At 65.6% G+C, this 21,781-nt stretch carries 25 protein-coding genes, 1 pseudogene and 1 riboswitch; of the genes and pseudogenes, 15 read left to right on the forward strand and 11 right to left on the reverse strand.

The features are described 5' to 3' along the window. Positions 1 to 99 precede the first annotated feature (99 nt). The 7 genes from CXY73_RS16225 (at position 100) to CXY73_RS23630 (ending at position 5,730) form a co-directional block, all read left to right on the forward strand. Positions 100 to 1,458 carry a polysaccharide lyase family 1 protein gene (locus CXY73_RS16225; protein WP_104137588.1) on the forward strand — a complete coding sequence of 453 codons (1,359 nt, stop codon included), beginning with the start codon at positions 100 to 102 and terminating at the stop codon, positions 1,456 to 1,458. A gap of 277 nt (positions 1,459 to 1,735) precedes the next feature. After that, entirely contained in the window at positions 1,736 to 2,890 is a 1,155-nt protein-coding gene (locus tag CXY73_RS16230) for a Gfo/Idh/MocA family protein (protein WP_104137911.1), read from the forward strand. Continuing rightward, positions 2,887 to 4,047 (forward strand): dihydrodipicolinate synthase family protein, encoded by a 1,161-nt coding sequence (locus CXY73_RS16235; protein ID WP_104137592.1) that lies wholly within the window; start codon positions 2,887 to 2,889, stop codon positions 4,045 to 4,047. Before CXY73_RS16230 ends, CXY73_RS16235 begins: the two co-directional genes overlap by 4 nt. Beyond that, positions 4,044 to 4,904 carry a sugar phosphate isomerase/epimerase gene (locus tag CXY73_RS16240; protein ID WP_104137595.1) on the forward strand — a complete coding sequence of 287 codons (861 nt, stop codon included), beginning with the start codon at positions 4,044 to 4,046 and terminating at the stop codon, positions 4,902 to 4,904. Before CXY73_RS16235 ends, CXY73_RS16240 begins: the two co-directional genes overlap by 4 nt. A gap of 189 nt (positions 4,905 to 5,093) precedes the next feature. Next, positions 5,094 to 5,231 (forward strand): hypothetical protein, encoded by a 138-nt coding sequence (locus tag CXY73_RS22070; protein WP_158254149.1) that lies wholly within the window; start codon positions 5,094 to 5,096, stop codon positions 5,229 to 5,231. Between the two features lie 73 nt (positions 5,232 to 5,304). Further along, positions 5,305 to 5,568 (forward strand): endo-1,4-beta-xylanase, encoded by a 264-nt coding sequence (locus CXY73_RS23625; RefSeq protein ID WP_368665903.1) that lies wholly within the window; start codon positions 5,305 to 5,307, stop codon positions 5,566 to 5,568. Between the two features lie 15 nt (positions 5,569 to 5,583). Continuing rightward, positions 5,584 to 5,730: a hypothetical protein gene (locus CXY73_RS23630; protein WP_369831253.1), complete on the forward strand. Its 147-nt coding sequence runs from the start codon at positions 5,584 to 5,586 to the stop codon at positions 5,728 to 5,730. Positions 5,731 to 6,035: 305 nt separating this feature from the next. On the opposite strand, the gene CXY73_RS23635 is transcribed toward CXY73_RS23630, so the two are convergent. Next, complete coding sequence (locus tag CXY73_RS23635) at positions 6,036 to 6,638, reverse strand: D-arabinono-1,4-lactone oxidase (protein ID WP_369831254.1); 603 nt, start codon at positions 6,636 to 6,638, stop codon at positions 6,036 to 6,038. Then, a complete protein-coding gene (locus tag CXY73_RS23640) occupies positions 6,620 to 7,249 on the reverse strand; it encodes an FAD-binding protein (RefSeq protein ID WP_368665900.1) in 630 nt (209 codons plus the stop codon). The genes CXY73_RS23635 and CXY73_RS23640 overlap by 19 nt, the downstream gene beginning before the upstream one ends. A 285-nt stretch (positions 7,250 to 7,534) precedes the next feature. Here CXY73_RS23640 and xylA point away from each other — a divergent pair, with 285 nt between their 5' ends. The 4 genes from xylA to CXY73_RS16275 all read left to right on the forward strand — a co-directional run bounded on the left by xylA (position 7,535) and on the right by CXY73_RS16275 (position 12,172). Then, positions 7,535 to 8,731: a xylose isomerase gene (gene xylA / locus CXY73_RS16260; protein WP_104178276.1), complete on the forward strand. Its 1,197-nt coding sequence runs from the start codon at positions 7,535 to 7,537 to the stop codon at positions 8,729 to 8,731. 271 nt (positions 8,732 to 9,002) lie between these two features. Continuing rightward, on the forward strand, positions 9,003 to 10,460 hold the full coding sequence (gene xylB / locus CXY73_RS16265; RefSeq protein WP_104178277.1) for a xylulokinase: 1,458 nt from the start codon (positions 9,003 to 9,005) through the stop codon (positions 10,458 to 10,460). A gap of 237 nt (positions 10,461 to 10,697) precedes the next feature. Beyond that, entirely contained in the window at positions 10,698 to 11,582 is an 885-nt protein-coding gene (locus CXY73_RS16270) for a thioredoxin domain-containing protein (protein ID WP_104178298.1), read from the forward strand. A gap of 53 nt (positions 11,583 to 11,635) precedes the next feature. After that, positions 11,636 to 12,172 carry a CHY zinc finger protein gene (locus tag CXY73_RS16275; protein ID WP_104178278.1) on the forward strand — a complete coding sequence of 179 codons (537 nt, stop codon included), beginning with the start codon at positions 11,636 to 11,638 and terminating at the stop codon, positions 12,170 to 12,172. Between the two features lie 209 nt (positions 12,173 to 12,381). Here the strand turns inward: CXY73_RS16275 and crcB are convergent, their stop codons facing one another. The 4 genes and pseudogenes from crcB to CXY73_RS16295 all read right to left on the reverse strand — a co-directional run bounded on the left by crcB (position 12,382) and on the right by CXY73_RS16295 (position 13,997). Beyond that, positions 12,382 to 12,762: a fluoride efflux transporter CrcB gene (gene crcB, locus CXY73_RS16280; protein WP_104137607.1), complete on the reverse strand. Its 381-nt coding sequence runs from the start codon at positions 12,760 to 12,762 to the stop codon at positions 12,382 to 12,384. Further along, complete coding sequence (locus CXY73_RS16285) at positions 12,759 to 13,169, reverse strand: CrcB family protein (protein ID WP_104178279.1); 411 nt, start codon at positions 13,167 to 13,169, stop codon at positions 12,759 to 12,761. The genes crcB and CXY73_RS16285 overlap by 4 nt, the downstream gene beginning before the upstream one ends. A 61-nt stretch (positions 13,170 to 13,230) precedes the next feature. Then, positions 13,231 to 13,300: riboswitch (Fluoride riboswitch) on the reverse strand. A gap of 153 nt (positions 13,301 to 13,453) precedes the next feature. Then, positions 13,454 to 13,618, reverse strand: a pseudogene (locus CXY73_RS23255) (universal stress protein); the annotation flags it as partial. 19 nt (positions 13,619 to 13,637) lie between these two features. After that, entirely contained in the window at positions 13,638 to 13,997 is a 360-nt protein-coding gene (locus tag CXY73_RS16295) for a helix-turn-helix transcriptional regulator (RefSeq protein WP_104137616.1), read from the reverse strand. 146 nt (positions 13,998 to 14,143) lie between these two features. On the opposite strand from CXY73_RS16295, the gene arsB reads away from it, so the two are divergent. Genes arsB through CXY73_RS16310 form a run of 3 tightly spaced genes read left to right on the forward strand, consistent with a single transcriptional unit; the run spans position 14,144 to position 16,273 of the window. Next, positions 14,144 to 15,211 carry an ACR3 family arsenite efflux transporter gene (arsB, locus tag CXY73_RS16300; protein WP_233198405.1) on the forward strand — a complete coding sequence of 356 codons (1,068 nt, stop codon included), beginning with the start codon at positions 14,144 to 14,146 and terminating at the stop codon, positions 15,209 to 15,211. A gap of 16 nt (positions 15,212 to 15,227) precedes the next feature. After that, the gene (locus CXY73_RS16305) at positions 15,228 to 15,632 is read left to right on the forward strand and encodes an arsenate reductase ArsC (RefSeq protein ID WP_104178281.1); all 405 of its coding nucleotides are present in this window, start codon (positions 15,228 to 15,230) and stop codon (positions 15,630 to 15,632) included. 2 nt (positions 15,633 to 15,634) lie between these two features. Continuing rightward, entirely contained in the window at positions 15,635 to 16,273 is a 639-nt protein-coding gene (locus tag CXY73_RS16310) for an arsenate reductase ArsC (protein ID WP_104137625.1), read from the forward strand. 102 nt (positions 16,274 to 16,375) lie between these two features. On the opposite strand, the gene CXY73_RS16315 is transcribed toward CXY73_RS16310, so the two are convergent. The 5 genes from CXY73_RS16315 to CXY73_RS16335 form a co-directional block, all read right to left on the reverse strand. Then, positions 16,376 to 16,648 carry a metal-sensitive transcriptional regulator gene (locus CXY73_RS16315; RefSeq protein ID WP_104178282.1) on the reverse strand — a complete coding sequence of 91 codons (273 nt, stop codon included), beginning with the start codon at positions 16,646 to 16,648 and terminating at the stop codon, positions 16,376 to 16,378. A 1-nt stretch (position 16,649) separates the two neighbouring features. Further along, the gene (locus CXY73_RS16320; protein WP_104137631.1) at positions 16,650 to 16,952 is read right to left on the reverse strand and encodes a rhodanese-like domain-containing protein; all 303 of its coding nucleotides are present in this window, start codon (positions 16,950 to 16,952) and stop codon (positions 16,650 to 16,652) included. Continuing rightward, entirely contained in the window at positions 16,949 to 18,601 is a 1,653-nt protein-coding gene (locus CXY73_RS16325) for an FAD-dependent oxidoreductase (RefSeq protein WP_104137634.1), read from the reverse strand. Before CXY73_RS16325 ends, CXY73_RS16320 begins: the two co-directional genes overlap by 4 nt. A 197-nt stretch (positions 18,602 to 18,798) precedes the next feature. Next, positions 18,799 to 21,027 (reverse strand): cation-translocating P-type ATPase, encoded by a 2,229-nt coding sequence (locus CXY73_RS16330; protein WP_104178283.1) that lies wholly within the window; start codon positions 21,025 to 21,027, stop codon positions 18,799 to 18,801. After that, positions 21,027 to 21,254 (reverse strand): heavy-metal-associated domain-containing protein, encoded by a 228-nt coding sequence (locus CXY73_RS16335; RefSeq protein WP_104137641.1) that lies wholly within the window; start codon positions 21,252 to 21,254, stop codon positions 21,027 to 21,029. Before CXY73_RS16335 ends, CXY73_RS16330 begins: the two co-directional genes overlap by 1 nt. Positions 21,255 to 21,365: 111 nt before the next feature. Here CXY73_RS16335 and CXY73_RS16340 point away from each other — a divergent pair, with 111 nt between their 5' ends. Further along, positions 21,366 to 21,707, forward strand: coding sequence for a metal-sensitive transcriptional regulator (locus tag CXY73_RS16340; protein ID WP_233198401.1), 342 nt, complete (start codon positions 21,366 to 21,368; stop codon positions 21,705 to 21,707). The last annotated feature ends 74 nt before the right edge of the window (positions 21,708 to 21,781 follow it).

The following is a 21,781-nucleotide window of genomic DNA, read 5'->3' on the forward strand; positions in this document are numbered from 1 at the left end:
GCACCACCCTCGTCTCTTGACATCCTCCGCTAGCACTTCTAGGCTCGGGAAAACGCTTTCTCAGAAAGCGTTTTCTCAACGAAGAGGAGCTTGTTACAGATGCATAAGGCAGGAATAACAGCATTACTCGCGGTCGGTTTGACCGCCGTATCGATCACTGGCCCGACCTACGCCGGACCGTCAGAAGAGCCGGGCGACCGCGCACCAGCACCCGCCGCCGCGCACCATGACCTCGGCCAGCAGGTCCTGGGTGCGAACGACGGCTGGGCCTCCGCCGAAGGCGGAACAACAGGAGGCTCCGCCGCCACCGCAGAAAATGTCTACCGAGTAAGCACCTGGCAGGGCCTGCGCGAGGCTCTCGGTGGCAACGACGCACGCGGCGACACGACGCCTCGCATCGTCTACCTCGACGGCACGGTAAACGCCAACGAAGCGGCCGACGGCACGCTACTCACGTGCGCCGACTACTCCGACCCCGCCTACAGCCTCGATGCCTACCTCGACCAGTACGACCCGACCAGATGGGGCGCCAATGACCCGATGGGGCCGCTCGAAGAGGCCAGGGACCGATCCAACGGTGTCCAGGACGACCAGGTGCGCCAGTACATCGGCAGTAACGTCACCCTCGTGGGCGTTGGAGACACCTCGGGCATCGTGAACGCTTCAATGACCATCCGCGGTTCCGACAACGTCATCGTGCGCAATCTGGAAATAGCGGATGCCTACGACTGCTTCCCAGCGTGGGACCCGAACGACTCTGGCGGAAATTGGAACTCGGAATTCGACAACATCTCCATCCTGGAGTCGACCCATGTGTGGATCGACCATGTCTCCCTCAATGACGGCGAACACCTTCCAGAATTCCTGCCGACCTACTTCGGCAAGAAGTACGAGGCGCACGACGGCCTGCTCGACATCACCAACGGATCCGACCTCGTTACGTTGTCCTGGAACACTTTCACCGACCACGACAAGGTCATGCTGATCGGAAGCTCCGACAGCCGAACGACCGACCGCGGGGCACTACGGGTCACCCTGCACCACAACCTCTTTGAAAACACCGGCCAGCGCACGCCCCGAGTGCGCTTCGGCCAGGTGCACATCTACAACAACTACTACAACGAAACAAACGAGGGCGGCTACTACCAGTACGGCTGGGGCGCCGGCAAGGAGTCTGAAATTCTGGCCGAGAACAACTTTTTTGAACTCGGAGATGGGATAGATGCATCCGCTGTCATCCATAATTGGGGCGGCACCATGCTCGAAGAAAGCGGCTCCTTCGTGAATGGTGCGTCACTGCACCACCAGGTCGACCTGCTCGCCGCATACAACGCCGACGCTGACACCATTCTGGGCGACTCGGTCACTTGGGACGCCACGCATCACGAGCGCATCGAGCCCACCCAGACCGTTCCGCAGCGGGTCCTGAAGAACGCTGGCTCCGGCACCCTCCAGTAATTTTCACTCGCCCGAATTTGTCGGCCGATGGACGGGTCGCGGCCGTGACTTCCCTGAAGAATCACGACTGCGACCCCCCGCAGAGTTGCAGTACCTTCGAAAACTACGTTCTCGATTACCCGCAGGCTCCTCTCCACATTGCGGCAATCACAACCACGCTCTAGAGTATGGGTAATCGCTTTCCCACTCACCAGTGCGGCAGAGCAAACCTTCTCGGCCCCGTACACTCCCCAAAAGAAAGAGCTTTCCCGTGTCAGAGACGACAATCGGCATCATCATGAACGGCGCCACCGGGCGCATGGGCTATCGCCAGCACCTTGTGCGCTCAATCCTCGCCATCCGCGAGCAAGGCGGCGTACTGCTGGAGAGTGGCGACCGAGTGCAGGTCGAGCCGATCCTGGTGGGGCGCAACGAGAAGACCCTCAAAGAGCTCGCCGCCAAACACGGCATCGAGCACTACACCACCAACCTCGACGAGGCCCTCGTCGACCCGCGCTGGCAGATCTACGCCGACTTTTTGGTGACCAAAGCCCGAGCCTCCGCACTCCGCCGGGCCATCGCGGCCGGCAAGGCGATTTACACCGAAAAACCCACCGCCGAGACCTTTGAAGAGGCCCTCGAATTGGCTGCCCTCGCCCAGGCCGCCGGAGTGAAGAACGGCGTCGTGCACGACAAGCTCTACCTGCCCGGCCTGCAGAAACTCAAGCGCCTCATCGACTCCGGCTACTTCGGCCGCATTCTGAGCGTGCGTGGCGAATTCGGCTATTGGGTGTTTGAGGGCGACTGGCAGCCGTCCCAGCGGCCCAGCTGGAACTACCGCAAACAAGACGGCGGCGGAATCATCGTGGACATGTTCCCGCACTGGAACTACGTGCTGGAAAACCTGTTCGGCCGCGTCGAGTCGGTCTATACGCAGGCATCCACTCATATTCCGCTGCGTATCGACGAGAGCGGCGACCCCTACGAGGCCACGAGCGACGACTCCGCGTATGCCATCTTCGAAATCGAGGGCGGCATCGTCGCCCAGCTCAACTCGAGTTGGACCGTGCGCGTCAACCGCGACGAGCTCGTCGAATTTCAGGTCGATGGCACGCTCGGCAGCGCCGTCGTTGGCCTGTTCGGCTGCAAAATCCAGCCGCGCAACGCCACTCCCAAGCCGGTGTGGAACCCCGACCTCGCCGAAACCCACGACTACTCGACCGACTGGCTCGAGGTGCCAGACAACGACGTCTTTGAGAACGGCTTCAAGACCCAGTGGGAGCAATTCATCCGCTACGTTGTCGAGGACGGCCCCAACGAATTCGACCTGCTCTCCGGCGCCCGCGGCGTGCAGCTCGCCGAGCAGGGTCTGGTGAGTTCCGCGACCGGTCGCCGCATCGATCTGCCGCTCGTCACCCTGCCCGTCGTCGCAGCGAGCCTCGTCCAGTCATGACCGAGGTCGTTTTGCTCGACAGGCAGGGGACCACCCGGCGCACACCGCTGCATCCGTCCCTCGCGTTTGCGAAACCGCGAGCGCCGCTCACCTCGCGCGTGGCTTACGCCGCCGCCCATGTCATTCCACAGAACTGGGCCGACAACGTTCCTGGCTCCCCCGCCGACATCGATTGGGACGCCACCCTGGCGTTTCGTCACCATGTCTGGTCGTGGGGCCTCGGCGTCGCCGACGCCATGGACACCGCGCAACGCAACATGGGTCTCGATCCGGCCGCGACCCGTGAACTGATCACGCGCAGCGCCACCGAGGCCCGTTCGGTGGGCGGCAAGCTCGTGGTCGGCGTCAACACCGACCACGTGGAGGAAGAGCAAATCTCCATCGACGCGGTCATCGACGCGTACAAGCAGCAGCTGCACTTCACAGAGGATGCCGGTGCCGGCGTGGTCTTGATGGCCAGCCGCCACCTGGCCCGCGCCGCAACATCCGCTGACGACTATCGCCGCGTGTATCGCGAGGTGCTGACGGCGGCGAGCACGCCCGTCACCCTGCACTGGCTCGGCGCGGCTTTCGATCCGCTGCTCGCCACGTATTTCGGTTCGACCGACAGCGCCGTGGCCTCCGACACCATGGTCAACATCATCGAGGAAAACCGGGAACACGTGGCGGGAATCAAGATGAGCCTGCTCGACGCCGACGCCGAGATCGCCGTCCGCTCACGGCTGCCCGAGTCGGCACGCATGTTCACCGGCGACGACTTCAACTACGTTGGCCTGATTGCCGGCGATGGCACTGTCCATTCCGATGCCCTGCTCGGCGCCTTCGCTGCGGTCGCCCCGAACGCGTCGGCCGCCATCCAGGCGCTCGATGCGAACGACCCCGCCGAATACGCCCGCATCCTCGGCCCGACCGAGGAGCTGTCCCGGCAGATTTTCGCGGCACCGACCTTCTATTACAAGACCGGCGTGGCTTTTTTGTCCTGGCTGAACGGCCACCAGGCCGCTTTCAGCATGGTCGGTGGTCTGCACGCCACGCGCAGCCTGCCGCACCTGTCCGAAATCGTGCGCCTCGCCAACGACTCCGGCGCCCTGGAACGCCCCGAACTCGCTGCCGCCCGCTGGCGCGGCATGCTGACCCTGAACGGAATCGACGCATGAATCTCGTGATCGCGTCCCCTCACCCCCGATTCTCCCTCAATCAGGCCACCATCAGATACGCCTCGCTGGCCGAGGCCGTGAACCTCAGCAGCGAGGCCGGCGCGGAGAGCATCGGCCTCTGGCGCGAGCCTGTGGCCAAGGCTGGTCTCGACGAGGCCGTTCGCCTCGTGACTGACGCTGGCCTGCGCGTATCGAGCCTCTGCCGCGGCGGGTTCTTCACCATGCCGGAAGGTCCTGCACGCCGAGCCGCCATCGACGACAACCGCCGAGCCCTGGCCGAGGCCGCAGCCCTCGGCGCCCCAACACTCGTGCTCGTAGCCGGCGGGTTGCCGGAAGGCTCCCGCGACATCGCTGGAGCCCGAGAACGCGTGCGCGATGCCCTCGGCGAGCTCGCCCCCGACGCACGCGCTGCCGGGGTCACCCTCGCCATCGAGCCCCTGCACCCGATGTATGCCTCCGATCGCGCCGTTATCTCCACGCTCGGGCAGGCGCTCGACATGGCCGAGCAGTTCGGAGCGGATGCCGTGGGTGTCGTCGTCGACACCTTCCACGTCTGGTGGGACCCGCAGCTCTTCGCCCAGATCGCGCGTGCCGGGGCCGGCGGCTACATCGCGAGCTATCAGGTCTGCGACTGGGCCACCCCACTGCCCGCCGACGTGCTGCTCGCGCGCCAATTCCCCGGCGACGGAGTGATCGACTTCGAGCCGATCACCCGCGCCGTGCTTGCTGCCGGCTACAGGGGCGACATCGAGGTGGAAATCTTCAACCAAGGTATCTGGGATTCCCCCGCTGCAGACGTTATCACCCGAACCATTGCATCGTTCGGTGCGAACGTTGGCGTACACCTGAAACGGTGAAGGTAGGCTCAGTTCGCGCCGACCCGACCCGCCCGAACACCAACAGTCGTCATTTGAGGGCGATCGCTGACCAAGACACCGGGGCAGCGTCACGGTCAGCACTCCGTCCGTAAGAACAACCCCGGCGAGCGACTTCAGGCCGACCCTCGTCTGATCTGCCAGCGTGTTCTTGGCGTAGACGTCAGAATCGTGCAGACTGACCGCCTCGTCGACGACGGATGCGCCCAGCTCGGCCACATCGATGATCACCTGCAGCGACTCGGTCTGGCTGCGATTCACCAGGAACACCGCAGATTTTCCGCTGTCCTGGTCATAGGTCGCCACTGAATCCACCAGCGGAGCCGCGCCGTAGACGGCAGCCTCATAGGTTCCCACGTCGATCCGCGCCTATGAGGACCTCATCGAGGAGGTTTTGGAGGCCGGCATCGAGATCGATGCCCTCGGGCTGCAGACCCATATGCATCAGGGGTACTGGGGCGAGGACGTCATGCTCGAGATGGTCGACCGCTTCGCCCGGTTCGGCCTGCCGCTGCACCTGACCGAGTCATCGCTTGTCTCAGGCCATCTCATGCCGGCCGACATCGTGGACCTGAATGACTACAAGATTCCCAAGTGGCCATCCACTCCCGAGGGCGAGGCGCGTCAAGCGGACGAGCTCGTGTGACACTACCGCTCGCTCGTGTCGCACCCCTCCGTCGAGGCCATTACCTACTGGGGCATCACCGACGCAGGCGCCTGGCTGGGCGCACCGATCGGGCTGGTGCGTGCCGATGGCACTCCGAAGCCGTCCTGCCAAGCGTTGCACGGGCTGGTCAAGGGCGAGTGATGGCTGGCACCTACGACCGTGGTGACCGACGCGGATGGCAGGATTACGGTCAAGGGATTCTCCGGCGAATACCAGCTCAGTTCTGGTGCCAGCTTCGCCGCTGGGGCACAGCCCACCCGATTCACTCTCCGTTCACAGGAACAGCAAATTCGCGTCACCCGCCCATCGATCGGCTGATCTCTCGGCGCTGGTCAGGCTGCGATCGGGTCAATCACTTGCTAAACCATGAGGGGTGCCGAGTGCGTGGATCCGAGAATTCTGCAGAATCGAGGTTTCGTGAATTGGCCACGCTCGCAGACGCACGATCAGCGCCCGAACACCGTTCGCTCCAGAAAGTCGTTACGAAACTTGCCCGCCGGGTCGAGCCGATCAGCAAGGGCTCGAAAATCGTCGAGCCAGGGAAAGCTGGTCGCAAGTGTCACGGCATCCGTTTGAAAGAGCTTGCTCCAATGCGGCCGGACCGCAAACGGGGCCAGTGCCGCTTCGAGCGCCGGCAGCAACGCCTCTACGGCGGCCTGCTCGGGCTTCCAGGTGAAGTGCAGTGCCACGCCGGCCCGTTCGGAGTTCGGGCTGAGCCAGAGGTCGTCGGCCGCGATGCTGCGAACCTCGCTGACCAGCAGCAGCGCGATCCGAGCGGAGAGAGTGCGCATCGCCTCTATTGCCGCGACGGCATGCTCGCGCGGCACGTGGTATTCGCTCTGCAACTCCTCGCCGTTGCTAGGGGTGAAGGCCAGGCGAAAGTGCGCGAGTCGCTCAGACCACGGCCCGGCGACGCCGAGCTGCTCCGTACAGTTGATTGCTGAAATACCGGGTAGCGGCTGCCGCCCCACGGTCGCCGCCGTCCCCCCGAAGAACTCGCCCGCGCCAGTAAATTCCCCGCCCCGGCTTTTCACCCAGGCCTGATCCACGTTTTCCCAAGCCAGTTGGTGAACAGGCTCACGCTGTAGGCGCTGCCCATCACGGCGTCGAAATGCTGCAGCACTGCGCTCCACGGCAGGTTCTCGTAGACGAACTGCTGCACCTCAAACGTCGGCTGAATATCGAGCGTGACCCGGGTGACGATGCCGAGCGCGCCGAGCGCCACTACCATGCCGGCGAAATCGGGAGTCGACCGATCAACCTGCTGCAGCTCCCCGGAGCCCGTGACGATCTCGAGGGCGGACACCGCGGTCGCGAGGCTTCCGTTGCAGTCGCCAGAGCCGTGCGTGCCGGTAGCGATAGCACCGGCTACGCTGATGTGTGGCAGCGACGCGAGGTTGTGCAGGGCGTAGGTCGTGCCGCCGGAAACCCCGACGCTCAGTGCGGTCGGGTCGATGACAATGGCATCGTCGACGCGGTCGAGCGCGACCAGCATGCCGGGGGAATCCGCGATCGCATTGAAGGAGTGGCGGGAGCCGAGGGCCCGCACCTGAGTGGCGGCGGCAACGAGCTGATGCACCTCCTCGATGGTTCTCGGGTGCGCGACGGGTGCCGCATAGCGGTAGTTGCCAGCCCAATTGCGTTCGCTCGTCTGATTCATTCGGACCGCCTCACAGCATTTGGCGATTAGGACAACATATCAAGGCCGGGTCGGCCCCGCACACACCCGGCCGGGTCGTCGACAATGCCCAAAATGACCCGGTGTGGGCAGTTATTCGTTATTAAATCGAACGGTCAGCCCCTGAGCGAGGGGTGGCACGCTGCACAATAGTTGTGGCCGCAGGTAGATTGCGACAATCCCTGCAGACCGTGCTCTTTCATCCGCTCCTGATATATGTTTGAGTAATCAACAAATCACCAACGAAGCTGAATCGGAAGTAGTGACATGACCGTGAGCCTGACTCCCACCCGCGACGACAAGTTCTCCTTCGGCCTCTGGACCGTCGGTTATAACGGCAGCGACCCATTTGGCGGCCCGACCAGGCCGAAGCTCGACGTCGTCGACGCCGTCACCAACCTGGCCGAGCTCGGCGCCTACGGCCTCACCTTTCACGACGATGATCTGTTTGACTTCGGTTCAACGGATTCCGCCCGCCAGTCGCAGATCGACCGCCTCAAGCAAGCGCTCGCCGACACCGGCCTCATCGTGCCGATGGTCACCACTAACCTGTTCAGTGCTCCGGTGTTCAAGGACGGTGGATTCACCTCAAACGACCGCGCCGTTCGCCGGTTCGCGCTGCGTAAGGTGCTGCGCAATATCGACCTTGCTGCCGAGCTCGGCGCCAAGACCTTCGTCATGTGGGGCGGCCGCGAGGGCGCCGAGTATGACGCGGCCAAGGACATCCGTTCGGCGCTCGAGCGCTACCGCGAGGCCGTGAACTTGCTCGGGGACTATGTCACCGACAAGGGCTACGACATTCGCTTCGCCATTGAGCCCAAGCCCAACGAACCGCGCGGCGATATTCTGCTGCCGACCGTCGGCCACGCGATGGCCTTCATCGAAACCCTCGAGCGCCCCGAAATGGTCGGTGTGAACCCCGAAGTCGGGCACGAGCAGATGGCCGGCCTCAACTTCGCCGCCGGCATCGCGCAGGCGTTGTACCAGGGCAAGCTATTCCACGTCGACCTCAACGGTCAGCGCGGCATCAAGTACGACCAGGACCTGGTCTTCGGCCACGGCGACCTGCAGAACGCCTTCGCGCTGGTTGACCTGCTCGAAAACGGCGGCCCGAACGGTGGCCAGACCTACACCGGACCGCGGCACTTCGACTACAAGCCGAGCCGCACCGAAGACGTCGCCGGAGTGTGGACCTCGGCCGCGGCGAACATGCGCACCTACCTGCTGCTCAAGCAGCGGGCTGCGGCGTTCCGCGCCGACCCCGAGGTGCAGGCGGCCCTCGCCGCGTCGAAGGTGCCGGACCTGGCGAACAACACCCTGGCAGCGGGTGAAAGCTACGACGACCTGCTCGCCGACCGTGGCTCCTACGAGGACTTCGACACCGACGCGTACTTCGGCGGCAAGGGCTTTGGCTTCGTGCACCTGCAGCAGCTCGCACTCGAGCACCTGCTCGGCGCCCGCTAGCCTGCTCCCGCCCCACCCCGCCCCACCCCACCCGCACACCACGGTGGCTAATTCAGGACACTTGCCCGCGAACACCCTGCCCGCCCCGTCAATTCAGGGTCGAGGTTGAGCTGCACGCGCAATCTCCTGAATTAGCCACCGCACACCCCCGCGCATAACTCATGCAAGTTGTCGACCGGCCGCACCGGCACCCGCGACTTCTCGTCAAAGCCACACGCCGGCCGCGCAAACTGCAGGAGTTATGCCGCTCCCATTTACGAACGGACATGTCATGACGCTGGTTGCCGGGGTCGATTCGTCGACACAGAGTTGCAAGGTGGTCATTCGTAACGCTGACACGGGAGTGCTCGTGCGTTCCGGCCGGGCCAGCCACCCCGAAGGAACCGAAGTCGACCCCGCCGCCTGGTGGGACGCCCTGCAGGAGGCGGTCGCTGACGCTGGAGGACTCGGCGACGTCGCCGCCATTTCCATTGCCGCCCAGCAGCACGGCATGGTCGTGCTCGATATCGACGGCGAGGTTATTCGCCGGGCGCTGCTCTGGAATGACACCCGCAGCGCCCCGGCCGCCCTCGATTTGCTCACCGAAGTGGGCGCCGACGAGTACGCCGCCCGCACCGGAATCGTTCCAGTCGCGTCCTTCACCGCCACCAAGCTCCGTTGGCTGCGGGATGCCGAGCCGGCCAACGCGGCACGCGTCGCGGCCGTCGCCCTACCGCACGACTGGCTCAGTTGGCGGCTGCGCGGTTTCGGCCCGGCCGCCACGACCCCCCTCGGCCCCGTGCTGACCGAGCTCACCACCGACCGCTCAGACGCGAGCGGTACTGCGTACTGGTCGCCGAGCACCGGCGATTACGACCTGGACCTGTTCGAACTCGCCCTCGGCCACGCTGCCGTCCTCCCCCGCGTGCTCGGTGCCGCCGAACAGGCCGGCGTCACATCGCAACTCGGTGGCACCCATGACTCCTGGCTGCCAGCTGGCATCGTTGTCGCCGCGGGTGCCGGCGACAACGCGGGCGCCGCCCTTGGCCTCGGCGCGAGCGCTGGCGACGTCATCGTGTCGATCGGCACGAGCGGCACCGTGTTCGCTGTCACCGATCAGCCCACAACGGATGCCTCCGGCTCCGTCGCCGGGTTCGCCTCGGCTTCCGCAGACTTTCTGCCCTTGGTCGCGACCCTCAATGCCGCACGGGTGCTCGACTCCATCGCGGCCCTGCTCGGCGTCGACTATGACGAGTTGGGCCGGCTCGCCCTCGAAGCCGAGCCCGGAGCCCGCGGCCTCGTGCTGCAGCCATACTTCGCCGGGGAACGCACGCCGAACCTGCCGGAGGCGACGGCATCCGTTTTCGGAATGACTCTTGCGTCGACGACCCGGCCGAACCTGGCACGCGCCGCGATCGAGGGCATGCTGTGTGGGCTGGCCGACGGCCTTGACGCCGTAGAGGCGCTGGGCGTGAGCGTCACGCGCATTCTGCTGATCGGCGGGGCCGCGCAGAACCCGGCCGTGCGGGCCATTGCCGCTCAGGTGTTCGGGGCACCCGTCGTGGTGCCGGCGCCGGGCGAGTATGTCGCCGACGGCGGGGCGGTGCAGGCGGCGTGGGCGCTCACCGGTATCCGCCCGACCTGGGGCGCGGCCATTGTGGCCGAGCCGGCGCCCGACTTTCACCCGGTCATCCGCGCCCAGTACGCGGCACACGCGACCGCCTATGCCGCTGCGCCACGGTCGCGGTAATCAACATTGCCTCGGGCGCCAGCGCGGCCTAACTCCCCCGAGCGCCGAGAACCGCTGACCCAGGGCGCAAACCCAATGCTAGACAAGCATCCGTTTGACCCGACCCACGGGGCACCGCGGTTTGGCACGTTCCGGAGGGTTCTCACAGCCGCCTTACAGCCTCTCGGAACCGGACCGTGAGGCAGGGCCGCTAACGTCGTAGGCAACAGCAGCGACGAACGAATGGTGAACTCCCGTATGAGCACTTCCGGCCAGGCCCGCCCGCCCAAGAAAGACCGACGCGAGGAGGCCCGTGAAACCGCCCGGCTCATGCGCGCCGAACAAGTCAAGCGGGACAAGCGCCGTCGACTCTTCCTGCGCGGAGGCATCGGCATTGGCCTGCTCGCCGTGGTCGCCATTGTCGCCGTGGTCATCGTGAACAACGTCACCGCCCCGGCCGCGGCGAGCCCGGCCAACATGGCCAGCGACGGAATTCTGCTCGGCAGCGACGGTACCACGGTCTCCGCTGCCACGGCCGCCGCCCTCGACGCCGATGCCACCCCGATCGCCACCGACCAGAGCGCCCTTGCAGATACGGCCAACATCGTGATGTACGTCGACTACCTCTGCCCGATCTGCGGTGATTTTGAGGCCACCAACGGTGAGCAGATCACCGAATGGGTCACCGCCGGAAATGCCACGGTCGAGGTGCACCCGATCTCGATTCTCGACCGGTTGTCGTCGGGCACCGAGTACGCCACCCGCGCCGCAAATGCGGCTGCCTGCGTGGCCAACGACGATCCCAACAACTTTCTCGACTTCAACGCGGCGATGTTCGCCGGTCAGCCCGCTGAGAACACGACCGGCTTGACCGATGCCGAGCTGACCAGCCTAGTTGAAGGAGCCGGGGTGACCTCCAGCGAGGTCGCCAGCTGCATCGCCGACCAGACCTACTCCGACTGGGTCGACGCCTCGACGCAGCGCGCGCTCGATGGCCCGATTCCCAACTCCGACATTGACGCAGTCAAGGGAACCCCGACGGTCCTGGTAAATGGCGTGAAGTACTCGGGCTCCAATAGCGATGCCGCCGCCTTCGAAGCTTTCGTCACTGAGCAGATGACCGCTGCAGGAACAGCAGAATAGCGACACTGGGGATGCCTGCAGACAGCTCAGCGCCTGGACCGTTCGGGCGTGCGATGAGTGCGGCCGCCGGTAGGGCGACCCCGACGAATGGCGGCGCGGCGCCCACGGGAACGGATGCTGCGCCGCCAACGGCGCATAACGGCCTTGCGCCCTCGGGACGAAATGGCGCGCTCACGGCGATTGCCTTGCCGCCGACGAATGGCGACGTGATACAGACGGGAACGGATACGCCGCCCTCGCAAACGAATGGTGCGCCGCCCGTGTTCGGGGCGGTTCTCGATTCGGCGACCCGGTGCATCCACTTTCATTCGGAGCTGGACATCGTGGCGATCAAGTTCGCCTGCTGCCGGCGCTACTACCCGTGCTTTCAGTGCCACGATGAGGCCGTGCAGCTTGAGTCTGTTCCGCATACGGCCCGGCGGTGGCCGCAATCCGAGTGGTCAGAGCTCGCCATTCTGTGCGGAGCCTGCCACCGCGAGCTCAGCATCACGGAGTATCGCCAGGTCGAACGCTGCCCGCACTGCGCCGCCGAATTCAACCCCGGCTGCCGCCTACACGCCCACCTCTATTTCAAGGAGTCCGCCGGGTGACCGGCCCGAGCGCTGCGCGATCACGGCAGACGTCGACGGTACGCGGGAGTTGCGCCGCTGCACAGTAGTCCCGCGCAACTGGGGGCGTAGCGGCGCAGGTCCCGCGCGACGCGTGGCGCGGTCGATCGGGACCGGAAAGCGGGCGCATGATCGGTCATGGGCCCACCTCTATAACATGGGCCCGTGGTCGCAGCCTGGCCGCCGCGCCCTCAGCCCAGCGCGAGTCCCGCCCACAGACCGAGCGCAGCGCCGCTAACGGATGCCACGAGCATGCCGATCCCGTTGGCCAGCGCGGCCAGATACCGCCGTTGTTGGGCCAGCCGAACGGTCTCGAAGCTCGCCGTGCTGAAAGTCGTGTACCCGCCCAGCAGGCCGACACCGAGCAAGAGGCTCCACTCCGGCGCGAGCAGATAGTTCAGGGCGAGGCCGGTGACGAGGCCGAGCAGCAGCGAGCCGCTCACATTGATGATGATCGTGCCGAACGGAAACGCACCGCCGAGGCGGGAACGCACCAGGCCGTCGAGGTAGAAGCGGGCGGCCGCGCCCACGCCGCCAGCGCAGGCGATCCCCAGAAACAGGAGCGGGGTCATCCGTTCGCCCCTGGATGCCGGTGCAGAGCGGCACCGAGCACGATGCCGAGCCATGTCACCGCACCACCGAGCAGAACCGTGCCGAGGGCGTAACCGACTGCGACGCCGATCTCGCCGCCGTGTAGTAGCAGTGCGCTGTCGGTCGCGAGCGCGCTGTAGGTCGTGAAGCCGCCGAGCAGGCCGGTGCCGAGCAGGAGTCGCAGGGTACGGCGACCGCCGGCATCGTGTCCGCTGCGCACGAGGGCCTCAAGCAGCAGGCCGAGCGACAGGGCGCCGAGCAGGTTGATTCCAAACGTGGTCATCGGTAGGCGACCGTCAGGAAGTGTCAGCGAGAGCGCTTCGCGCAGGGCGGTACCCGCCGTTCCGCCGAGAAAGACCAGGCCGAGGTAGCGCCAGCGCAGATGCACGGCGCGCGGCGTGATTCTCTCGATGATGCACCTACCTCTTTGTCGCGGTGGTTCTGTCGCAACCAGAGCAGGAACCATCAGCGAAGGCGGTTTGAGCGACTGCTCCGGCGGGATCCATCGCCGAAGCCAGAATACACTTTTTCGGCAGGACACGGCTGAAGCGCGAGGCGGCAGTACGACCGGGCGGCAGCGAAGCGACATACCCGCGCGGATGGGCGGCTACCGCTCCGACTCCCCGGCAGCTCGTCGCGGACGATTACGGGGGCGAGCGGAATGAAGATGACCGGCCGGTGCTGCCGGTGGGCGAGATGTACAGCCACGGAGCCGTCGAAGACCTGCTGCACGCCGGTTTCGCGAGTGCCGACCACGATCATCGCGGCGTCGAGCGCGTCGGCGAGGCGGGGGTCGACCGGCAGGGCGATAACGCTTCTATCGGCGAACTCATCCACCAAATATCGGCTGGCCGGGTCAGACGGCAGCCAGCACGCCCGCGACGGAATCGAGCGAGCCGGGAACCAGACTGTAGTACGACCAGGTCCCCCGCTTGGCCCGGGTCAGAAACCCCGCATCGACGAGCACCTTCAGGTGGTGCGAGATCGTCGGCTGGCTCAGCGTGAGCTGGTCGGTCAGGTCGCAGACGCAGGCCTCGGCGTCGGCGTGGGCCGCCACGATCGAGATGATGCGCAGCCGAGCCGGGTCGGCGAGGGCTTTGAGCGAGCGGGCCAGGGAGTCCGCGTGGTCGGGCGCGATGGCCGAGCGAGCGAGCGAGGAGGAACAGGCATCCGCTTGAGAAATATCGGTCAGGGGCAGGGTCCGGGTAAACGTCATCTGAACAGATCCTCCTTAGATTGACATTGGTCAATGTATTGATCTAGCGTGGATATCGACAACGATCAATGCTACCGCGAATCGCTGTCGTCAAGACTTGGAGATTTGTGAGCATTACGGCACCTGCCCCCACCCGACTCGGCGCGATGGACCGGCTACTGCCAGTCTGGATCCTCGCCGCCATGAGCCTCGGCCTGCTGCTCGCAGTGTTCGTTCCGGTCGTCGGCGATCTGCTACACGCGTTCACGATCGGCTCGATCAGTGTGCCGATCGCCATTGGGCTACTGATCATGATGTACCCGGTGCTCGCCAAGGTGCGTTACACGGATGCCCGTGCTGTCGCCGGCGACAAGCGCCTGCTGATCTCCTCTTTGCTGCTGAACTGGCTGGTCGGCCCCGCGCTCATGTTCGCCCTGGCTTGGATCTTTCTGCCTGACCTGCCCGAGTACCGCACCGGACTGATCATCGTCGGCCTTGCCCGCTGCATCGCCATGGTGCTGATCTGGAACGACCTCGCCTGCGGTGACCGCGAAGCCGCCGCGTTTCTCGTCGCCGTGAACTCGGTCTTTCAGGTCGTCGCGTTTGGCGCGCTCGGCTGGTTCTACCTGCAGGTTCTTCCGGGCTGGCTCGGCCTGTCGACCACGAGCGCTGAATTCTCAATCTGGGCGATCACCGCGAGCGTGCTCGTCTTCCTCGGCATTCCGCTGCTGGCCGGGTATTTGTCTCGTCGCATCGGTGAGGCCCGCCGTGGCCGAGACTGGTACGAGGCTCGCTTTCTGCCCCGGGTCGGCCCATTCGCGCTCTGGGGTCTGCTGTTCACGATCGTCATGCTGTTCGCTCTGCAGGGCCAGCAGGTCATCGATCACCCCGGCGATGTCGCCCGTATCGCGCTGCCGATGCTGGTCTATTTCGCGGTGATGTTTCTGATCGGTTTCCTCACGGGACGGCTCTTGCGTATGAGCTACGAGCGCACCACGACGCTCGCCTTCACCGCCGCCGGCAACAACTTCGAGCTCGCTATCGCCGTCGCGATCGGAACATTCGGTGCCCTCAGTGGCCAGGCCCTCGCCGGCATCGTCGGCCCACTGATCGAAGTACCCGCGCTCGTCGCGCTCGTTTACGTCGCGCTCTGGCTGAAACCGCGACTCTTTCCCGAATGGAAGCCGGCGGCCGACTCTGCGCCGGCCGCAGCATCCACTCGTACCCTCGTCTAACTGAAGGAACTTAGAAATGAAACCCTCCGTACTGTTTGTCTGCGTACACAACGCCGGACGCTCGCAGATGGCCGCTGGCTTTCTGACCGCACTGTCGCAGGGCCGCGTCGAGGTGCTCTCGGCCGGCTCGGAGCCGAAGGATCAGATCAACCCGGTCGCGATCGCCGCGATGGCCGAAGAGGGCATCGACATCGCCGGCAACGTGCCGAAGATCCTCACGACCGAGGCCGTCAAGCAGTCCGACGTCGTCATCACAATGGGCTGCGGCGACGCCTGCCCAATCTTTCCAGGCAAGCGCTACGAGGACTGGAAGCTGGACGACCCGGCCGGCCAGGGCATCGAAAGCGTGCGCCCCATTCGCGATGAGATCAAGGCGCGCATCCAGGCGCTGCTCGCCGAGATTCTGCCGGTCGAGGCTTAGGCATGCTTCCCGGCCTGACCTACCCGGAAGAGTCGCTCAAGCGCCTCGCCGGTGAGCTCGCCGAGCAGTTTCACGGCATCTTCGCCGCCGAGACCGTCGAACGTTACGTGCTCGAGTCCTATACCGGGCTGCTGCGCACGTCGAGCGTGAAGGCTCATTTGACGACCCGCACGGCACGCTTTGCTCGCGAACGCCTGAATGCACTGGGCCAGGCCAAGGGTGCGATCGAGCGCCCGGTGCCCGAAGTTCTGTTCGTCTGCGAGCAGAATGCCGGCCGATCGCAGATGGCCGCGGTGTTCACCAATGCCCTGTCGGGCGGTGCCGTGCACGTGCGTTCGGCCGGATCGATGCCCCTGCCCGAGCTGAACCCGACCATGGTCGCGGTCATGGTCGAACTCGGCCTGTCGCTCGACGAGTCATTTCCGAAGCCGCTCACCGACGACGTGGTGCAGGCGGCGGACGTCGTGATCACCATGGGCTGCGGCGATGCCTGCCCGATCTACCCTGGCAAACGCTACGTCGATTGGGAGCTCGTCGATCCGGCCGGCCGGCCGATCGAGGAGGTGCGGCGCATCCGCGACCAGATCCGGGCGAACGTCACGGAGATGCTGGCCGGTCTCGGAGTGACTCCGGCCGCCTGAGTTTTTCTTGTTTCCGAACCCGGGCCCGAAAACGGGTCAATGATAGATCATGGGCCCCGTCGCCTAAGGTGCGCCCGGCGAGCAGAACCCCGCCCGCAAGTGTTAAGCGAGCGTCAAGAACAACTTCTCGAGCTCGGCGACCGTCAGCGAATTCTCATTGTCGGGGTTCGCGATGCAATCGCGCATCGCGGTCGACACGATGACGAAGCCGGCCTTGTCCAGGGCACTCGACACGGCAGCCAGTTGAGTCACGACATCGCGGCAATTGCCGCCGCCCTCGACCGCGGCGATGACGGCGGTTAGCTGCCCCTGCGCCCGGCGCAACCGGTTCAGGATCTTTTTCTGCTCGGCAGCCCGGGTATCTTCGGTCGTCATCTCAGACCCCCTGCTCGGTCGCCAGACCGGCCTGCTGCCAGGCGGTGGTGCCGCCGGCAATGTTCACAGCGTCGTGGCCGTGCGCGGCCAGATACTCCGCCACCTGCGCGCTGCGTCCACCGAGGGCACAGATGACGTGCACCGGAACATCCGCTGGAATCTCGCCGATTCGCCCGACGACCTCGCCCATCGGAATGTGGATCACGCCGGGAACGTGGGCGGCTTCGTACTCCCACGGTTCGCGCACGTCGATGACAACGGGTTCGGTGAGCGCGGACAGCTCGGTGACGGTGATTTCTTTCATATCAGGGCTCTTTCCAAAATGGGTGAAGTGACGGTTCCGGCCAGCCAGGTGCGGTAGCCGCCGTCGAGGTTGCGCACGTCGAATCCGTGCTGGGTGAGAATGCGCGCAGCGGTGTGGCCGCGCTGACCGACCTGGCAATGCACGATCAGCGGCACCGGCGGAAGGTCAGCGAGTCGGGCTCGCAACTCGTCGAGTGACACGTTGAGCGCGCCCGGAATGCTGCCGGCGGCAAATTCGCCCGCAGACCGCACGTCCACGAGCACAGCGCCGGCCGCGCGCGCCGCCTCCAGCTCGTGCCACTGCAGGTTCACACTCGTACCCTTGGCCAGGTTGTCGGCGACATACCCGAGCTGGTTGATCGGGTCCTTCGCCGAGGCATACTGCGGCGCATAGGCGAGTTCCAGACGCGTCAAAGCGGATGCGCTCAGCCCGGCCGCCATCGCGACCGCGAGCACATCGATGCGCTTGTCCACCCCCGCACCGCCCACGATCTGCGCGCCAAGAATGGCGTCGGATTCGGTATCGATGAGCAGTTTGATCGACATCCCCTCCGCGCCCGGAAAGTATCCGGCATGGTTAGCAGGGTGCGTGTGCGCGATGCGGTGGGCGCGCCCGGCGGCGATCAGACGCTTTTCGCCCCAACCAACCGTGGCCACTGTGAGGCCGAAGATGCCGACGATTCCGGTGCCGACGGCCGGTTCAGCCTGCTCGGGAGTGCCAACGATACTGTCGGCGACGGAGCGTCCGTGGCGGTTCGCGAGTCCGGCCATGGTGACCAGCGTGCCGGAGCCGTCGACGGCATCCGTTTTCTCGACGCCGTCGCCGACGGCGAAGATGTGTGGATCGCTGGTGGCCTGGGTGCCGTCGACCCAGACTCCGCCGCTCTCGCCGATGCGCAGGCCGGCCTGCTCGGCGAGGGTCACGTCGGGGCGCACGCCGCTCGCGTCGATGACGAGGTCGGCGGGCACGGTGGTACCGTCGCTCAGCATGACGCTTTGCCCGGAAGCTCCAATGACGACGGTGCCCAGGCGCACGTCGACGCCGCGTTCGCGCAGCCGGTCGAGCACGGGCGCGGCCATTTCGGGGTCGAGGGGGGTGAAGATCTGATTGCCGCGCTGCACGAGGGTCACCTGCACGCCGCGGTGCACGAGGTTTTCGACGGCTTCGAGGCCGATGAATCCGCCGCCGATCACCACAGCGGATGCCGTTTCGACGCCCCCGAGCACCGCGGTAATGTGGTCGACGTCATCGACCGTACGCAGCGTGTGGGTGGGAATGGTGCTGTCGGTCGCGCCGGAACGCGCCGAGGCGCCGGCGGCGAGCACGAGGCGGTCGTAGCTCTCGAGGCTTTCTTCGCCGGTGAGCAGATTGCGCACCGAGACGGTCTGGGCCTGGCGGTCGATCTGCACGACCTCGGTGTCGATGCGCACGTCGAGCGCGAAGCGGGCTCCGAGCGATCCGGGGGTCTGCAGCAGCAGGTCACTGCGCGTACGGATGACTCCTCCGACGAAATACGGCAGCCCGCAGTTCGCGAATGACACGTAGTGTCCACGCTCGAACACGATGATCTCGGCCGTCTCGTCGAGCCGACGCAACCTGGTTGCCGCCGACATTCCGCCGGCGACCCCGCCCACAATGATGATTCTCACGTTTACCTCCGCGCCAAGTATACCCCGAGGGGTATTCTTCACGCAAGCCTGGGGACACAGCGGGGGCATCCGCTCGCCCCGGGCCCATCTTACGGAACCGAGCCCACGATAGATCATGGGCACTGCGACCGGGCCCGGGCCCGGGCACAAGAAGCCCGAACCCGGAACCAGGAATGCCCGACCCTGGAAGGAAATACCTAGTCGACCGGGAGCGCCCGGAAGCCGCGCAACCGCAGACTGTTGGTCACCACGAACACGGAGGACAGCGCCATCGCAGCGCCGGCGATCAGCGGATTCAGCAGCCCGGCCATCGCGAGCGGAATCGCCGCGACGTTGTAGGCAAAGGCCCAGAACAGGTTCGCCTTGATCGTCGTGAGGGTACGACGAGACAAACGGATGGCATCCGCTGCGGCGAGCAGATCGCTGCGCATGAGCGTGAGGTCACTTGCCTCGATCGCGACATCGGTGCCCGAACCCATCGCAATGCCAAGGTCAGCGGTCGCGAGGGCGACGGCGTCGTTCACGCCGTCACCGACCATCGCCACCACGTGCCCCTCCGCCTGCAACCGCGCAATGACCCGGGCTTTGTCGGCGGGCAGCACCCCGGCGGTGACGTCGGTAATGCCGACCGAGTCGGCGACGCTCTGCGCCGCCGCGAGATTGTCGCCGGTGACCAGCAGGGGCGTGAGGCCGAGCGCCCGAAAGCGTTCGACCGCGAAACCGCTGGTCGGCTTCACCGTGTCGTTGACAGTCAGCACCCCGCGCACCTGCCCTTCCCAGGCCACCATGACGGCGGTCTTGCCGAGCCTCTCCGCGGTGCCCAGCACGGCCTGCAGCTCGATCGGTACGCTGAGCCCCCACCGCTCAACCAACCAGGCGGGCCGGCCGACCAGCACAAGGCGTCCGTCCACCTCGGCCTGCACCCCGAGCCCCTGCTCCGACAGAAACGCCGACGAAGGCGGAACCGAGCCCAGCCGCGACACAGCACCCGCCGTGATGGCGCGGGCGATCGGATGCTCCGACCCACTTTCCGCTGCCCCCGCCAGCCCCAGCAGCTCATCGACAGGACCGCACTCGTGGGGCACAACGCTCGACAGCGTCATGCGCCCGGTCGTGATCGTGCCGGTCTTATCGAGAACAATAGTGTCGACCCGGCGCGTGGACTCCAGAACCTGCGGTCCCTTGATCAAAATGCCCAGTTGCGCCCCGCGCCCGGTTCCCACGAGCAGCGCGGTCGGCGTGGCCAGCCCGAGCGCGCACGGGCAGGCGATGATGAGCGTCGCGACGGCGGCGGTGAACGCCATCGTCGCACCGGCGCCGACCAGAAGCCAGCCGACCAGGGTCGCCAGGGCGAGCCCGATCACGATCGGCACGAATACGGCGGAGACCCGGTCGGCCAGGCGCTGCACCTCGGCCTTGCCAGTCTGTGCCTGTTCCACGAGTCGGCCAATATGCGACAGCTCGGTGTCAGCGCCGACCCGGACAGCCCGCACCACGAGGCGCCCGCCGGAGTTCAGGGTTGCCCCCACAACGTTGTCGCCCGGCCCGACTTCGATGGGCACCGATTCACCGGTGAGCAGGCTCGCATCAATCGCACTCGAACCGTCGACGATCAGGCCGTCGGTCGCGATTTTCTCCCCCGGCCGCACCACAAATTCATCACCAACCACGAGCAGCGCGGTGCTGATCCGGCTCTCCACGCCATCCTTCAGCAGCGTGGTTTCCTTCGCGCCGAGTTCGAGCAGCGCCTGCAGCGCCGCTCCGGAATTGCGCTTGGCTCGCGCCTCCGCGTAGCGCCCAGCCAGAATAAACACCGTGACAGCGGATGCCACCTCGAGATAGATCTCGTCGGCGCCGCCCCCAGGGGTGGCCGAGAAGGTAAAGCTCATGGTCATGCCGGCCATTCCGGCCATACCGAAGAAGAGGGCATAGAGCGACCAGCCGAGGGCGGCGAGCACGCCGACGCTGACCAGCGTATCCATGGTCGCGGCACCGTGGCGAGCATTCACCCAGGCGGCGCGGTGGAACGGCCACGCACCCCAGATCGCCACCGGGGCAGCGAGGACCAGGGCCAGCCACTGCCAGTTGGTGAACTGCAGCACCGGGATCATCGACAGGGCGGCGACCGGCAGGGTCAGCGCGGCCGAGACGAGCAGGCGCTGGCGCAGGGTGGCAAGCTCGGGGTTGCCGGTATCCGCCACGGGTGCGGCTGCGGGCCGCGCAGCCGAGTAGCCGGTGGCTTCAATCGTCTTGATGGCGTCGTCGATGCTCGTGCCGTCCGGCACGAAAACACTCGCCTTTTCGGTGGCGTAGTTGACCGTGGCGGCGACCCCGGGCATCCGATTGAGCTTCTTCTCGATACGGGCGGCACACGAGGTGCAGGTCATCCCACCGACGAGAAGGTCAATCTGCTGACCATCCGACATCAGGCCGCGGACACCAGCTGGTAGCCCGCCTCCTCAACGGCGGCGGCGACCACGGTACGGTCGAGCTCGGCGGTGCTCTTGACGGTCACCTGCGAGGTGCCACCCTTGACAAGCTCCACGGTGACGTTCTCGACCCCTTCGAGGAGCCCGATCTCTTCGGTTACGCTCGCGACGCAGTGGCCGCAGGTCATTCCGTCGACGCCGTAGGCGGTGGTCGTGCTGTTCATGTTCAGAACCTTTCTATTTCCCCGTGAAGGGGGGTCTCCTGCGAGCATACCCCTTGGGGGTACCATTCTGCTAATATACCCCAAGGGGGTACAGTAATGTGACGAGGGTTCATGAACGACGCAGAGGACATTTTTATGCACGAGTCACACCCGGCGGAGACCCACAACGGACCGCACGGCTACATTTCAAACAAAGATGCCTACCTCAAGCGCCTGCGTCGCATCGAGGGTCAGGCCCGCGGCCTGCAGGGCATGGTCACCGACGACAAGTACTGCATCGACATCCTCACGCAGATCTCCGCCATGACGAGCGCGCTCGAATCGGTCGCGCTCGCGCTGCTCGACGATCACCTGAACCACTGCGTGCTGCACGCGGCGGTCGCCGGCGGCGACGAAGCCGAGGCCAAGCTGCGCGAGGCATCCGCTGCCATCGCGCGGTTGGTGCGTTCCTGAAGGACCGGACCTTTGGCCCTAGTCCCCGGGTATAGCCCGGCGCGACACTGGTTAGACAGCGAAACGGAAGGACT

This window comes from Cryobacterium sp. Y50 (assembly GCF_002929805.1).
Classification (GTDB): domain Bacteria; phylum Actinomycetota; class Actinomycetes; order Actinomycetales; family Microbacteriaceae; genus Cryobacterium.

What these genes read in the sequence shown, in the direction of transcription:
- CXY73_RS16225 (WP_104137588.1), top strand. Translation starts at nt 100, where the DNA reads ATGCATAAGGCAGGAATAACAGCATTACTCGCGGTCGGTTTGACCGCC.
- CXY73_RS16230 (WP_104137911.1), top strand. Translation starts at nt 1,736, where the DNA reads ATGAACGGCGCCACCGGGCGCATGGGCTATCGCCAGCACCTTGTGCGC.
- CXY73_RS16235 (WP_104137592.1), top strand. Translation starts at nt 2,887, where the DNA reads ATGACCGAGGTCGTTTTGCTCGACAGGCAGGGGACCACCCGGCGCACA.
- CXY73_RS16240 (WP_104137595.1), top strand. Translation starts at nt 4,044, where the DNA reads ATGAATCTCGTGATCGCGTCCCCTCACCCCCGATTCTCCCTCAATCAG.
- CXY73_RS23640 (WP_368665900.1), bottom strand. Translation starts at nt 7,249, where the DNA reads ATGAATCAGACGAGCGAACGCAATTGGGCTGGCAACTACCGCTATGCG.
- xylA (WP_104178276.1), top strand. Translation starts at nt 7,535, where the DNA reads ATGACCGTGAGCCTGACTCCCACCCGCGACGACAAGTTCTCCTTCGGC.
- xylB (WP_104178277.1), top strand. Translation starts at nt 9,003, where the DNA reads ATGACGCTGGTTGCCGGGGTCGATTCGTCGACACAGAGTTGCAAGGTG.
- CXY73_RS16270 (WP_104178298.1), top strand. Translation starts at nt 10,698, where the DNA reads ATGAGCACTTCCGGCCAGGCCCGCCCGCCCAAGAAAGACCGACGCGAG.
- CXY73_RS16275 (WP_104178278.1), top strand. Translation starts at nt 11,636, where the DNA reads ATGAGTGCGGCCGCCGGTAGGGCGACCCCGACGAATGGCGGCGCGGCG.
- crcB (WP_104137607.1), bottom strand. Translation starts at nt 12,762, where the DNA reads ATGACCCCGCTCCTGTTTCTGGGGATCGCCTGCGCTGGCGGCGTGGGC.
- CXY73_RS16295 (WP_104137616.1), bottom strand. Translation starts at nt 13,997, where the DNA reads ATGACGTTTACCCGGACCCTGCCCCTGACCGATATTTCTCAAGCGGAT.
- arsB (WP_233198405.1), top strand. Translation starts at nt 14,144, where the DNA reads ATGGACCGGCTACTGCCAGTCTGGATCCTCGCCGCCATGAGCCTCGGC.
- CXY73_RS16305 (WP_104178281.1), top strand. Translation starts at nt 15,228, where the DNA reads ATGAAACCCTCCGTACTGTTTGTCTGCGTACACAACGCCGGACGCTCG.
- CXY73_RS16310 (WP_104137625.1), top strand. Translation starts at nt 15,635, where the DNA reads ATGCTTCCCGGCCTGACCTACCCGGAAGAGTCGCTCAAGCGCCTCGCC.
- CXY73_RS16315 (WP_104178282.1), bottom strand. Translation starts at nt 16,648, where the DNA reads ATGACGACCGAAGATACCCGGGCTGCCGAGCAGAAAAAGATCCTGAAC.
- CXY73_RS16320 (WP_104137631.1), bottom strand. Translation starts at nt 16,952, where the DNA reads ATGAAAGAAATCACCGTCACCGAGCTGTCCGCGCTCACCGAACCCGTT.
- CXY73_RS16330 (WP_104178283.1), bottom strand. Translation starts at nt 21,027, where the DNA reads ATGTCGGATGGTCAGCAGATTGACCTTCTCGTCGGTGGGATGACCTGC.
- CXY73_RS16335 (WP_104137641.1), bottom strand. Translation starts at nt 21,254, where the DNA reads ATGAACAGCACGACCACCGCCTACGGCGTCGACGGAATGACCTGCGGC.
- CXY73_RS16340 (WP_233198401.1), top strand. Translation starts at nt 21,366, where the DNA reads ATGAACGACGCAGAGGACATTTTTATGCACGAGTCACACCCGGCGGAG.